The sequence below is a fragment of the Rhizorhabdus wittichii genome (assembly GCF_017607425.1).
GTDB classification, from domain to species: domain Bacteria; phylum Pseudomonadota; class Alphaproteobacteria; order Sphingomonadales; family Sphingomonadaceae; genus Rhizorhabdus; species Rhizorhabdus wittichii.
This window is the reverse complement of record NZ_CP059319.1, coordinates 2,123,738-2,137,103: the sequence shown is the minus strand read 5'-3', so window position 1 is coordinate 2,137,103 and position 13,366 is coordinate 2,123,738. Positions and strand designations below refer to the sequence as shown.

At 69.2% G+C, this 13,366-nt stretch carries 11 protein-coding genes; 2 read left to right on the top strand and 9 right to left on the bottom strand.

What is annotated here, in order from left to right:
* Positions 1-5: 5 nt before the first annotated feature.
* From HRJ34_RS10130 to HRJ34_RS10090, 9 genes are all read right to left on the bottom strand, one after another.
* Positions 6-764 carry a GntR family transcriptional regulator gene (locus HRJ34_RS10130; protein WP_012050500.1) on the bottom strand — a complete coding sequence of 253 codons (759 nt, stop codon included), beginning with the start codon at positions 762-764 and terminating at the stop codon, positions 6-8.
* A 115-nt stretch (positions 765-879) separates the two neighbouring features.
* A complete protein-coding gene (locus HRJ34_RS10125; protein ID WP_012050501.1) occupies positions 880-1,809 on the bottom strand; it encodes a 2-hydroxyacid dehydrogenase in 930 nt (309 codons plus the stop codon).
* Positions 1,806-2,558: an SDR family oxidoreductase gene (locus HRJ34_RS10120; protein ID WP_208633996.1), complete on the bottom strand. Its 753-nt coding sequence runs from the start codon at positions 2,556-2,558 to the stop codon at positions 1,806-1,808. The genes HRJ34_RS10125 and HRJ34_RS10120 overlap by 4 nt, the downstream gene beginning before the upstream one ends.
* Positions 2,551-3,408 carry an isocitrate lyase/PEP mutase family protein gene (locus HRJ34_RS10115; RefSeq protein WP_208633995.1) on the bottom strand — a complete coding sequence of 286 codons (858 nt, stop codon included), beginning with the start codon at positions 3,406-3,408 and terminating at the stop codon, positions 2,551-2,553. Before HRJ34_RS10115 ends, HRJ34_RS10120 begins: the two co-directional genes overlap by 8 nt.
* The gene (gene leuD / locus HRJ34_RS10110) at positions 3,405-4,037 is read right to left on the bottom strand and encodes a 3-isopropylmalate dehydratase small subunit (protein ID WP_012050504.1); all 633 of its coding nucleotides are present in this window, start codon (positions 4,035-4,037) and stop codon (positions 3,405-3,407) included. Before leuD ends, HRJ34_RS10115 begins: the two co-directional genes overlap by 4 nt.
* Entirely contained in the window at positions 4,034-5,461 is a 1,428-nt protein-coding gene (locus tag HRJ34_RS10105) for a 3-isopropylmalate dehydratase large subunit (RefSeq protein WP_029992521.1), read from the bottom strand. Before HRJ34_RS10105 ends, leuD begins: the two co-directional genes overlap by 4 nt.
* Before the next feature lie 36 nt (positions 5,462-5,497).
* Positions 5,498-6,289, bottom strand: a complete 792-nt coding sequence (locus HRJ34_RS10100; protein WP_208633994.1) for an SDR family NAD(P)-dependent oxidoreductase — start codon at positions 6,287-6,289, stop codon at positions 5,498-5,500.
* A complete protein-coding gene (locus HRJ34_RS10095; protein WP_208633993.1) occupies positions 6,290-7,675 on the bottom strand; it encodes an MFS transporter in 1,386 nt (461 codons plus the stop codon). It abuts the gene before it with no gap.
* 17 nt (positions 7,676-7,692) lie between these two features.
* Entirely contained in the window at positions 7,693-9,996 is a 2,304-nt protein-coding gene (locus HRJ34_RS10090; RefSeq protein WP_226949129.1) for a TonB-dependent receptor, read from the bottom strand.
* A 256-nt stretch (positions 9,997-10,252) separates the two neighbouring features.
* Between HRJ34_RS10090 and HRJ34_RS10085 the strand changes: the two genes are divergently transcribed.
* Together HRJ34_RS10085 and HRJ34_RS10080 are read left to right on the top strand one after the other, a co-directional pair.
* Complete coding sequence (locus HRJ34_RS10085) at positions 10,253-10,900, top strand: TetR/AcrR family transcriptional regulator (protein WP_226949128.1); 648 nt, start codon at positions 10,253-10,255, stop codon at positions 10,898-10,900.
* A 97-nt stretch (positions 10,901-10,997) separates the two neighbouring features.
* On the top strand, positions 10,998-13,337 hold the full coding sequence (locus tag HRJ34_RS10080) for a TonB-dependent receptor (RefSeq protein WP_208633991.1): 2,340 nt from the start codon (positions 10,998-11,000) through the stop codon (positions 13,335-13,337).
* Positions 13,338-13,366 lie beyond the last annotated feature (29 nt).

Below are 13,366 nucleotides of genomic sequence, written 5' to 3'. Positions count from 1 at the left end.
AAGGGTCAGGCGGCCGGCGGCTCCGCCACAGCGTCGCCGTCGGCTGCCACGGCCGGGTCCGGATAGGCCCGGCCGAAATTCCGCCGCATCGTCTCGCGGCTCTCGAGGATATGGCCGCGCATCAGCCGCTCGGCCTCGCCCGCATCGCGCGCCCGGATCGCCGAGACGATCGCCTTGTGGTCGCGGTAGGAGCGCTGGGTGTCCTCCTCGCCGAACATCCGGCTGACCTGCACCGCGCTCCGCAGGCGCTGGTTCGAATCGAAGATCAGCGGCAGGCGCTGCGTCTGGATGATGACGCTGGCGAGCATCGGATTGTCGGCTTCCTCGATCAGCAGCTTGTGGAAATAGCCGTTGAGATCGAACCAGCGGAAGCTCGCGCGCTCGCCCCAGGTCGTCCCGAACGCCACCTGCCGCATCTCCTCGTCGACCTCGGACAGCCTGGCGTCGGCCTCGGCGCTCAGCCCCTTGGTGGCGACCAGCCGGCAGACCATGCCCTCCAGCGTGGCGCGGACGTCGAACGCGTCCAATATGTCCTTGAGGCTGAAGCGGCGGACGACATAGCCGCGATTGGGCGAATAGAGGACGAGCTGCTCGCGCTGGAGCAGCTTCAGCGCCTCGCGCACCGGCGTCCGCGAGGTGCCGGTGAGGTTGCCGATCGCCTGTTCCTGGAGATGCGTTCCCGGGGTCAGCTCGCCATTGACGATCCGCTCGCGAATCCAGGCCGCGACGGCTTCTCCTCTGGTGCCCGTGTCGGGTTCGATCATTCAGTCCTCGTCCGGGCGCGGGTCGGCGGCGGTGGTGGTTGCTCGGAAATCCCGTTTAAGCATCATCGCAGGCCTATCTCAATCGGCCTGTCCCGATCCGGGGACGGGGGCGGCGTCAGACCAGGCCGATCAGCGGCCTCCCTTCGAGGAAAGCGCGGATGTTGGTCACGACATGATCGGCCATGGCGAGGCGCACGTCGTGGGTGGCCGAGCCGACATGCGGGGTGAGCAGGAGGTTGGGCGCCTCCAGCAGCGCCGGCGCGATCGTGGGCTCGTTGCGGAACACGTCGAGCGCGGCGCCACCCACCCGTCCGTCGCGCAGCGCCGCCACCAGTGCCTCCTCGTCGACCACGCTGCCGCGCGCGATGTTGACGAGCAGGCCGTCGGGGCCGAGCGCGTCGAGGAAGGCGCGATCGACCAGCGACTGGGTCGCGCCGCCGCCGGGCAGGGCGATCACGACGATGTCCGCCCAGCGGGCGAGGGCGAGCGGGTCGCTTTCGTAGCGGTCGGCCACTTCGGCGACCGGACGGCGGCTGTGATAGGCGATCTCCATCCCGACCGCCTCGCCGCGCCGGGCGATCGCTTGTCCGATCCGGCCGAAGCCGAGGACGCCGAGCTTGCGGCCGCGCGCCGAGCGGCCGAGCGGCGGGGGGCCCTTCGACCATTGGCCGGCGCGGACGAAGCCGTCCGCCCCGCCGAGGCCGCGCAGCAGGGTCAGCATCTGCCACAGCGCGAGATCGGCCACGTCGTGGGTCAGCAGGTCGCCCGAAGCGGTGACCGCGATGCCACGCGCCCGCGCCGTGTCGAGGTCGATCAGGTCGATCCCCGCGCCGAAATTGGCGATCAGCTTCAGCGCGGGCAGCCGCGCCAGCAGCCCGGCCGGCGGGCCGCGCATCGCGTGGGTGATAAGGCATTGGACCGAGCCGCCATGCTCGGCCAGCCAGCCCTCGGGATCGTCGAGCCGGTCGAAGATCGGCACCGGCCGGTCGAGCAGCTCGCTCGGCTGGCGCGGTGCGGGGAGCGGGGTGACCTGCAGGATCGTCATTCGAAACCTCCGTCGACGCCGATGAACTGGCCGGTGATCGACCGGCCGGCGGGCCCGGCGAGGAACAGGATCGTGTCGGCGATGTCCTCCGGCTCCACCATCCGTCCCGTCGCGTGGCGGGTCAGGAAGGCGGCCTCGGCGGCGTCGAGCGGCAGGTCGTTGGCCTCGGCATAGTCGTGGAACACGCGCTCGATCCGGTCGCCGCGCGTGGTGGCGGGCAGGACGGCGTTGACCCTGATGCCCTGCGGCCCGACCTCGCGGGCGAGCGCCGCCGTCAGGCCCAGCACCCCGGCCTTGGAGGCGGCATAGGCGGCACGGTTGGGATAGCCGATCCGCGCCGCCACCGACGACATGTTGACGATGCAGCCGCCCTTGCCGGCGGCCAGCATCAGCGGGACCATCGCGTGGCAGGTCAGGAACTGCGCGGTCAGGTTGATGTCGAGGACCTGGCGCCACGCCGTCGGGTCGAGCGTCGTGACCGGCTCGGTCGGCCCGGAAATGCCGCCATTGTTGACCAGCAGGTCGACCGCGCCGACCGTTTCGACGACCTCGGATATCCGCGCCTCGTCGCCGAGGTCGCAGGGCAGGAAGCGGCAGCCGGTTCGGGCGGCGAGCGCGTCGCCCGCCTCATGGTCGCGATCGGACACCGTCACCGCATAGCCGGCGGCAACCGCGCGTGCGGCGAGGATCGCGCCGATGCCCGATGCGCCGGCCATGATCAGGGCGCGGCGCGGTTCCGTTTCAGCCATGACGACGATCGATCTCCATCCATTCGTCCATGCCCATGATGCCGGTCAGGACATTGAAGGCGGGAAGCGCGCCCTCATCGGCGAATTCCCCGGTCCGAAGCGCCGCGAGCGTGCGTTCGAACATGCCGACCATACGCAGCAGCAGGGTCGCGGGATAGAGGATGATCGAGAAGCCGAGCTCGCGATATTGCGCGGGGGTGAGGACCGGCGTCCGGCCGCCTTCGGCCGCGTTGACGATCAGCGGCACGTCGAAGGCGGCGCCGATCCTTTCCAGTTCCTCGACCGAGGTCGGCGCCTCGACGAACAGCGCGTCGGCGCCCTTGGCGACATAGCGCCGGCCGCGCTCGATCGCGGCGTCGAGGCCCTCGACCAGGCGCGCGTCGGTGCGCGCGACGATCGCGAAGCCGGGGTTGCGCCGCGCCTCGATCGCCGCGGCGAGCTTCGCCTCCATGACGGTGGTCGGCACCACCTCGCGCGTCACCGCCGCATGGCCGCATTTCTTGGGGCTGACCTGATCCTCCAGCACGATCGCGCTGATCCCCATCTCCTCATAGACGCGGGTGGTGCGGACGACGTTCTTGACGTCGCCATAGCCGTCGTCGGCGTCGACGATCAGCGGCAGGGCGGTGGCGCCGGCGATGTCGCGCACCGCCGCGCCGATCTCGCCGAAGCTGGCGAGGCCGAGGTCGGGCAGGCCGGTGCGGCAGCCGATCACGCCGAAGCCGCCGATCGCCCCGGCGGCGAAGCCGGCGCGCTCGATCATCCGCGCCGACAGTGCGTCGTGCGCGACCGGCAGCAGCAGCGGATTCTCACGCGCGAGCAGGTCGGCGAGGCTGGCGAAGCTGGTCATGCGGCGGCTCCTTCCACGGCATAGACCCAGGGGCGGCGCAGCCTGTCGGCCGCCTGGAAGGCCGCGATCTGGTCGTCGCGCTTGCGGGTCGCGTCGATCGCGTCGAGTCCCTCGACCAGCCGCTCGCGCTGGAGGTCGGGAATGTGGAAGCGATGCTCGCGGCCGCCCGGCGACAGGATGACCTGCCGGACGAGGTCGACCGTCATCGTGCAATGGTCAGGCGCGATCTCCCCGGCGATCGCGCTGACCGCTGCCTCGTCGAGGATGATCGGGGCGACGCCGTTCATGTAGCAGTTGCTGGTGAAGATCGCGCCGAAGCTGGGCGCGATCACCGCGCGGATGCCGAAGTCGCGCAGCGCCCAGACCGCGAACTCGCGCGAGCTGCCGCAGCCGAAATTGGCGCCGGCGAGCAGGAACTTCGCGTCGCGGAACGGTCCCTGGTTGAGGACGAAATCGGGATTGTCGCCGCCGTCGGGCAGGTAGCGCCAGTTGAAGAACAGCCCCTCGCCGAAGCCGGTCTTCTGCACCTTCATGCCGGTATGGCCGGGGGTGATCTGGTCGGTGTCGATATTGTTGCGCATCAGCGCGGCGCAGACGCCGGTTTCCGTGACGAACGGTTGCATGCTCATTGCTCGTCTTCCTTGCTGGCGAACGCGCGGGCGTCGGCGATGCGGCCGGCGATCGCCGAGGCGGCCACGGTGACGGGGCTGGCGAGATGGGACCGGACGTGCGGCCCCTGCCGGTCCTCGAAATTGCGGTTGGTGGAGGCGATGACGCGGGCGTCGCGCGGGAAGCTCTCGCCCCCGGTCGCGCCGCTCATGCACAGCGAGCAGCCGGACTCGCGCCATTCGAAGCCCGCCTCGATGAAGATCCGGTCGATCCCTTCCGCCTCGGCGAGCAGTTTGGTCGCGGTCGATCCCGGGCTGCAGATCGCGGTGACGCCCTCGGCGACCTTGCGGCCCTTCAGGATCGCGGCGGCGGCGCGCAGATCGTCGATCCGGCTGTTGGTGCAGGAGCCGATGAAGGCGCCAGTGATCGGCAGGCCCATCACCGACGCGCCCGGCTCGATCTCCGCATAGTCGGCGGCGCGCTGGCGCGAGGTGCGGGCGATCGGATCGGCGGACGCGGCGGGATCGGGCATGACACCGCCGATCGCGACGCTGTGCTCGGGGCTGGTACCCCAGGTGACCTGCGGCTCCAGCGCCGAGCAGTCGAGCTCATATTCCATGTCATAGGCCGCGTCGGCGTCGCTCGGGAGCGTCCGCCAATAGGCGACGGCGCGGTCCCAGTCTGCGCCCCTGGGCGAGAATTCGCGATCCCGGAGATAGGCGAAGGTGATCTCGTCGGGCGCGACGGTGCCGGTCCGGCCGCCGAACTCGACGGCCATGTTGCAGAGCGTCAGGCGGCCGTCCATCGGCAGTGAACGGACCGCCTCGCCGGCGAACTCGATCGCATAGCCGGTGCCGCCGTCGGCGGTATATTTGGCGATCAGCGCCAAGATCATGTCCTTGGCGTGGACCCCCGGGCGCAACTGCCCGGTGAAGTTGACGCGCAGCGTCTTCGGCCTGGTCATGATGACGGTCTGGGTCGCCAGCGCATGCTCGCTGTCGCTCGATCCCACGCCCCAGGCAAAGGCGCCGACGCCGCCGACCGTGCAGGTGTGGCTGTCGCCGCAGATGAAGGTCATGCCCGGCAGCGCGACGCCCAGTTCGGGCGCGATGACATGGACGATGCCCTGGCGAGGATCGTGGAGGTCGAAGAAGCGGATGCCGTGCGGCCCGATCCGCTCGGTGAACTCGCGCAGGAAATCGTCGCCGCCCGGCATGCGGGTGGTCATGCCGCGCCCGGGCACCGTTTCCAGCACATGGTCGACCGTGCCGAAGGTCAGCTCCGGATTGCGGACGGTGCGGTGGCGGGCGTCTATCTCCTTCAGCGACACCGCGCCGCTCACCTCGTGCAGGAAGTGACGGTCGATGTGGATCAGGAAGGCGCCGTCGCCGAGATCGGCGACGACATGGTCGTCCCAGACCTTCTCGAAGAATGTTCTACCCATGGAAATCCCCAACAAGAACGGTGGATCGGTGCGCCATCAGAGGCGGCGCATCAGGCTGAAGCTCTGCGCGGTCGGGCCGACGTCGGGCTGGCAGGCCATGAACAGCGCCAGCGGGACGACGTCCTCGGGCGCCTTCAGCCATTCGTGCGACCGCTTGGCCGAGATCGGCTCGCCGCCGTCGGGCGTCATCGCGACGGTCTGGGCGAAGGTCTCGTCGTAGAGCTGGGTCCGGACGTTGCCGGGCAGCAGCTCATTGACGCTGATGTTGAAGCCGATCAGCTCGGCCGCCACCGATCGGGTCAGCGCCCAGGTCCCCGCCTTCGAGCTGGCATAGGCGGAGGTCGCGGCGGTTCCGTTATGGCCCTGGCCCGAGCCGACGACGATGATCTTGCCGGCGCCGCGCGCCTTCATCGGCGGGACGGCGGCGCGGATGCAGTGATAGGAGCCGATCAGGTTGACCTCGATCGTCCGCCGCCAGTCGGCCGGATCGCCGCTCTCGATCGGGGCGACCGCCAGCGCCACGCCATGGCTGAGCACCAACAGGTCGAGCCCGCCGAACGCCGTCGTTGCGGTCTCGGTCATCGCCTCGACCGCTACGAGATCGGTGACGTCGATGGCGAAGGCCATCGCGGCGCCGCCGTCCGCCTCGATCAGCGCGACGGTCTCGGCCAACTCCCTTTCGGACCGGGCGGCGCAGCAGACCTGTGCGCCGGCAGCGGCGAGCCCGCGAGCGATGGCCCGGCCGCAGCCGCGCCCCGCGCCGGTGACGATCGCGCCCTTGCCGTTCAGCGGACGCGCCGTGCGCGCCCAGTCGTCCCACATATGCATTCAGTTCTGGTTCCCGGTTGTGGCGGCCGCAGCGGCGACGCTTTCGGCGTCGGCCAGCGCCGCGCGCATCGGCCGGCGGCTACGAAGGAGGAGGAGCGCGGTGACGGGGCCGACGATCGCGCAGGTCAGCGCGATGGCGGGGCCGATCATCCGGTCGCTGCCGAACAGCAGGTCGGTCGAGGTGGCGACCGCGATCGGGCCGAGCGCCTGGCCCATCACATTGTAGAAGACGAAGAAGATGGCGGTGGCCTGCCCGCGAAACTGGCTGGGCGTGGTGAGCTGAAGCACCGCGCCCGCGACCGGCAGGAAGCCGCCGTGCAGCGAGTCGAACAGGACCACGCCGACATAGGCGGCGATCGCGTTGGGGGCGAGGCCGACCAGCATGCCCGCGGCGGCGAGGACGAGCACGCCCCAGACGTAGAAGGTCATGTGGATGTCCAGCCGCCCCGCCTTGAACATCCGGTCGACGGTGCGCGCGACCAGCAGCATGCCGAGCGGCCCGACGGTGAGCTGGAAGATGGCGAGCAGCATGCCGACCCGCGCGACCGGCTCGCCGAAGCTGCGCATCATGTGGGTCGGCAGCCAGGAGGAGAAGCCGGCGGTCATGATCGCGAGCGTGCTGAAGCCGATGAAGTGCAGCGCGTAGAAGCTCCTGTGGCGGCCGAACCAGGCCCGTCCGCTGCCCGACCCGATCCTGGGCGCATGGCCGTGGCTGCGGGCGGGCTCGCGGACGAGGAAGATCAGCAGCGCGAGCGGGATGCCGGGCAGGCTGGCGAGCAGCAGCACCGCCTGCCAGGGGAACAGCGCGCCGACCAGCGGAAGGTCGACGGTCGCGCCGCGCTTGAAATGGCTGAGCATCGCCCCGCCGATCGCGAAGGACAGCGCCGATCCGATGAACGCGCCGAGGGTGAAGATGCCCAGCGCGCGCGACAGCTTCTCGCGCGGGAACAGGTCGGCGATCATCGAATGGGCGGCGGGCATCAGCGCCGCCTCGCCCGCGCCGACGCCGAAGCGCGATCCGAGCAGCTGCCAGAAGCTGCGCGCGAAGCCGCCGAGCGCGGCGAAGGTCGACCAGCTCGCCACGCCCCAGAAGATGATGCCGCGCCGCGACAGGCGGTCGACCGCCCAGCCGATCGGGAAGGAGAAGATCACGTAGAAGGAGACGAAGGCCGCCCCCGACAACAGGCTCATCTGCAGGTCGGTGGCGCCGATCGTCGCGCGGATCGGATCGATCAGCAGGGTGATCAGCCGCTTGTCGAAATAGGCGACCGCGTAGAGCAGGGTGAGGATCCAGACGGTGGTCCACGGACGCACGCCGCGCCGCGCCGCCGACCCGTCCGGCTCGGTTTCCGCGGTCGTCGCGGCATGATCCATGGATGTCGCCACCGGTCCGGTTCCCTTCGTCAGAAGCGCAGGTTCGCCTGGATGGCGATGCTGCGCGGTTCGTCGGTGCCGATCAGATAGGAGCCGCGCGACTGGGCGAGGTTGGTGCCGAAGATCCGGACCAGCTTGTCGGTCAGGTTCTTGCCGACCAGCGACACCTCCCAGCGATCGTCGGCATCGGCGAGACCGATGATCGCCCCCAGCCGGACATAGGCGTCCTGGGCGAGGAACGGATCGTTGTTGTTCGAGAAATTATATTTGCCGGTGAAGAAGGCGTTGCCGTTCAGGTGCAGCTTGAGCCCGCTGGTGATCGGCGCCAGATAATCGAGCGTGTAGTTGCCGCTATATTTGGGCGCATAGCGCGTCCGCGTGCCGGTCAGGTCGACGAAGGGGCGGCCCTGCTGCACGTCGAGCGCGTTGCCCGCGGCGTTGCGATAGTCGGTATATTTGGAGTCGAGCAGCGTCAGGCTGAGGCCGGTCGTCAGTTCGCTGGTGATCCGCCAGCGGCCCTCGACCTCGATGCCCTGGGCGCGGGCGCCGCCGGCATTGCCGATGACGTTGACCACGCCGACCCCGAAATTCTGCGAGGCGGAGACCTGGAGGTCGCTGAAGTCGTTGCGGAACACCGCGACGTTCAGGGTCAGGCGGCGGTTGAACCACTGGCTCTTGATGCCCGCTTCATAGCCGTCGACATATTCGGGGCCGAAGGACAGGGCCGCCGCGGCGCCGGTATGCTCCAGCCCGTTGAAGCCGCCCGCTTTGAAGCCGTTGGTATATTTGGCGTAGAGGTTGAGCGCCGGGGTCGGCTGGTAGGACAGCACCGCCGACGGGCTGAAATGCGCGTCCAGCCGGCGGGCGCTGCGCACGGCGGCGACGCCGAGCCCCGCCGCGGTGCCGAAGCGGTCGCCGAGCGCCTGGAGCGTCGCGTCGGGATAGGGGGTGATGTCGCCGAAGCTGTTCGCGGCGATGCCGAAGCCCTGGTTGAGCACGATCGACTTGTCGACCCAGCTCTGGCGGCCGCCGACGCTGAGGGTCAGTTCCTCGGTCGGGCGGAAGGTCAGATGCGCATAGGTCGCGTAGGTCTTCGACCGCTGGCGGTAATCGTCATACTGGCCGAACGAGCCGAGCGGCGCGAGCGCGGCGAAGGCGCCGGTCAGGCGGCTGTTGAGCGACGTGAAATTATAGTTCACGCCGCCATGGATATACTCCCGGTTGAAATAGGCGCCGGCATCGAGCGCGACCCAGCTGTCGCGCGGCGTCGCGATCCGGAACTCCTGGCTGAACTGCGAGAAGCGCTCGGGTGTGGTGAAGTGGGTCAGCGTCGCGCTGGTGCCGTCGGTGTCGAGCCGCTGGTTGTACTTGGTGTGGCTGTAGGCGGTGATCGCCGACAGTTCGAGCGGACCGGCGTCATAGGCGAGGGTCGACACATAGCTCTGCGTGTCGAGGTCGATGCCCTGGCCCGGGCTGTGCGAGCGGACCTGGTTGAGCTTGACGTCCTCGCCGCGGTTGAGCGCGACCAGGCAGCTTCCGGTCGCGCCGGCGGTGAACAGGGGATCGGGCGGGCAATAGGCGATCTCGTCGGCGATCGCGCCGGTCTGGCGGCTATGCTCGGCGCTGGCCTTCACCGTCCAGGTCAGTTCCTCGATCGGCTGCCAGCGCAGCGTGGCGCGGCCGGCATAGGAGCGGACGCGCGGGATGCGCAGGCCGCCCAGCCCCTCGTCGCGGATATAGCCGTTGCCGCGCGTGGCGACGCCGGCCACCCGGATGCCGAGCGTGTCGCTGATCGGTCCGCCGACCGCGCCCTCGATCGTCGCGGCGTTGAAGTCGAAATTATAGGAGCCTCGGGCATAGCCTTCGAGGCGGTCGCCCGGATCGCGGGTGACGATGTTGAGCACGCCCGCGATCGAGTTGTTGCCGAAATAGACGCTCTGCGGCCCCTTCAATATCTCGACCCGGGCGATGTCCAGGAAGGAGGCGCCGTTCGAGCGCGAGCGGCCCTGGTAGACATTGTCGATGAAGGTCGCGACCGACTGCTCGAACAGCGGGTTGTTGTCGCCCGATCCGACGCCGCGGATCGACAGGCGGTTGGCGGCGCCGCCCTTGGTCACGACCACGGCCGGCGTCTCGGCGGTGAGCTGCTCGAGCGAGGTCATGTTCTTCTTCTGGAGATCGGCGCCGCTGATCACGCTCGCGGAGATCGGCACGTCCTGCAGCCGCTCCACGCGCCGCTGCGCGGTGACGATGATCTCGTCCGATGCAGGCTCCGGCTGGGGCGGGGTCTGCGCCTGCGCCTGCGCGGCGAGCGCGACCATCCCGACCGACACCAAATATCTCCCGAATGCCCTAGCGCTGAAGCCCGACACGCGTTCCTCCCTCATGATTCTCGTGAAAGTTGCCGTATGTATGCGTGTATACAATCTTCTGTCAAGCGTATCGGACGCGGCCTGCGCCGATGCGTGACGGCGGCGCGCCGGGCGGTCGCGATCGAAGCCGGGCGTTGACCGGAAGGCGGCGGGGCGCATAGGCCTTGGCTGCGAGGAACGGGCGGCGGTTGCGCCCGAACGGATGGAGGCGCTGGTCTTGGCGAAGGCGGTGGAACGGGCGGGCGGCCGCGACGAGGAGGTTGCGAAGCCCAAGGCGCCGCAGCGGAGTCGCGGGGTCAAGCGGGTCGAGGCGCTGCTCGCCGCCGCCGAACAGGTCTTTGCCGAGGTCGGCTACGGCGCCGCGTCGATGAACGCGATCGCGCAGCGCGCGGGGGCGCCGATCGGATCGCTCTACCAGTTCTTCCCCAACAAGGCGGTGCTCGGCGGCGCGCTGGTCGAACGCTATGCGACCGACCTGATCGAGACCTGGCAGGCGGCTTGCGCGCCGGTCCGGCCGGGCGACTGGGCCGGCTTCGCCAACGTGCTGCTCGACGCGACGCTCGACTGCATCATTCGGCATGCGGCCTTCGGGACGCTCGACGAGGCGCAGGTCCAGTTCCAGCTCCACCCCGGCTCGCATCAGGAGTTCGAGGTCGCGCTGGCGGCGCTGCTCGCCGCGAAGGCGGGCGACGCTCCGGAAGCCGACGTGAAGGTGGTGGCGATCGTCGCGCTGCAGATACTCAAGTCCGCCTATGCGCTCGAACGCGGCGGGGGCGGGAGTGAGATCAAGCGGGAAATGGCGCTGATCATGCGCTCCTACTTCGAAGCGAAGCTGGGCAGCGGCGGGGGGATGCCGCCAAAATAGAAAGATGAGAAATTTCTCATATTGAAGTTATATGAGGGATCATTCATAAAACTCTCCGACGAGATTCGGCGGCCAGCCGGACGTGAAGGAGGGGATCATGAAGCAGTTCAGCATCATCGCGCGGGCCCTGGCGGTCGCCGCGCTCGCATCATCGAGCGCCGTCGCCCTGGCGCAGGCGGCCGGGCCGCAGGCCGCCGACGATAGCGGCGACATCATCGTCACCGCGCAGAAACGCGCCGAGCGGCTCCGCGACGTGCCGATGTCGATCAACGCGGCGACCGGCGATCACCTCAAGGCGCTCGGCGTCACCAGCAGCGAGCAGCTCGAAAAGCTGGTGCCGGGCTTCACCTTCCAGCGCACCGTCTACGGCCTGCCGGTCTTCTTCCTGCGCGGCATCGGCTTCAACGACACGACGCTGGGCGTCAGTCCGGGCGTCTCGGTCTATGTCGACCAGCAGCCGCTGCCCTTCTCGGCGATGACGCGCGGCGCGATGCTCGATCTCGAACGGGTCGAGGTGCTGAAGGGACCGCAGGGCACGTTGTTCGGGCAGAACTCGACCGGCGGCGCGATCAACTATATCGCCGCCAAGCCGACCGACAGCTTCAAGGCCGGAATCGAGGCGTCCTATGGCCGCTTCAACGAGGTCACCGGCGAAGCCTTCGTCAGCGGCCCGCTGACCGACAGCCTGTCCGCCCGCGTCGCTGTGCGCGGCGAGCGCCAGGACGACTGGCAGCGCGGCTATACCAATGGCGACGAGATCGGGCGGCGGCGCTTCGTCAACGGTCGCGCGATCGTCGACTGGCATCCGGACTCGGCGGTCCGCGCCCAGCTGATGGCGACGGCCTGGCACGACGGCTCCGATACGCAGCAGCCGCAGACCGTCGCCTATACGCCGCTGGTGACGGGGCCGATGGCGCGGCCCATTCCCTTTCCGCTGGCAAGCTTCCCGGTGTCGCCGCGCTCGCCGCGCGCCGCCGCCTGGGACCCCGGCGTCGATTTCGCGCGCGACGATCGTCTCTATCATGTCGCCGGCCGGGTCGAGGTCGATCTGGGCGGCGACATGACGCTGACCTCGCTGACCTCCTATGCCGATTATCGGCAGAGCATCCCGCTCGATCTCGACGGCACCACCTTCGCTTCCGGCCGGTCCGACGACACCGGGCGGATCAAGACCTTCGCGCAGGAGATCCGCCTGACCGGCGACAGGCCGTCGGGCCTCAAATGGATGGTCGGCGGCAATTACCAGCACGACAAGGTGTTCGAGCGGCTGGTGTTCGATCCGCTGATCACCTCGGGCACGGCGGTCGGCCCGGTGCCGTTCAACGCCTTCTTCGTCGACAACGACCAGCGGATCGCCTCGAAGGCGGTCTTCGCCAGCGTCGACCTGCCGCTCGCCGATCGCCTCGTCCTGCAGGGATCGGTCCGCTACACCGACCAGGATCGCGACTTCGCCGGCTGCGTGCGCGACACCGGCAATGGCGAGATCGCGGCCGCGCTGGGCCTGCTCGGCACCATCATCACCGGCGCGCCGCAGTCGATCCCGCCGGGCGGCTGCGGAACGCTCGGCGCCAATGGTGCGCCCGTGCCGATCGTCACCGGCAAGCTCGACCAGGACAATCTGTCCTGGCGGGCCAGCCTGAACTGGACGCTGGGCGGGCAGGGGCTGCTCTACGCCAACATCACCAAGGGCTATAAGTCGGGCAGCTTCCCGACGCTGCCGGCCTCGTCCGCCGTCCAGCTTCGGCCGGTGCCGCAGGAATCGGTCCTCGCCTTCGAAGCCGGCGCCAAGCTGGGCTTCGGCCGAAGCCTCCAGATCGAGGCGGCCGCCTTCTATTATCGCTATCGCGACAAGCAGCTCGTCGGCTTCCTCGTCGATCCGGTGTTCGGTCCGCTGCCGAGCCTCGTCTCGATCCCGAAGAACCATGTCCAGGGCGGCGAGATCACCGCCACCCTGCGACCCACCGCCGGCCTGGTGGTGACGGCGAGCGGCACCTATGTCGACACCCGGATCGACCGCAATCCGATCAACCCTACCGGGCCCTATGGCACGCCCTCCGACTTCGTCGGCCAGCGCTTCCCCTATACGCCGCGCTGGCAGGGGAGCCTCGACGTCCAATATCGCTTTCCGGCCTTCGCCGGTCTCGACGCCTTCCTCGGCGGAACGGTCAGCGCGCGGAGCGGAACGACCGGCGCGCTGCTGAGCGGCGATCCGGCGGTCGCGGCGCTCGAGGACGGGCTGCGGATCGACGGCTATGCGCTGATCGACCTGCGCGCCGGGATCGAGGCGGCCGACGAGCGCTGGCGGCTCGAACTGTGGGGCCGCAACGTCACCAACAGATTCTACGTGAACGGCGTCACCCGCAATTCCGACTTCACGACCCGCTTCGCCGGCATGCCCGCCACCTACGGCCTGACCGTCCGCTACCGGTTCGACTGACCATGGCCCGCCCGCGCAAGGCGCCAGCC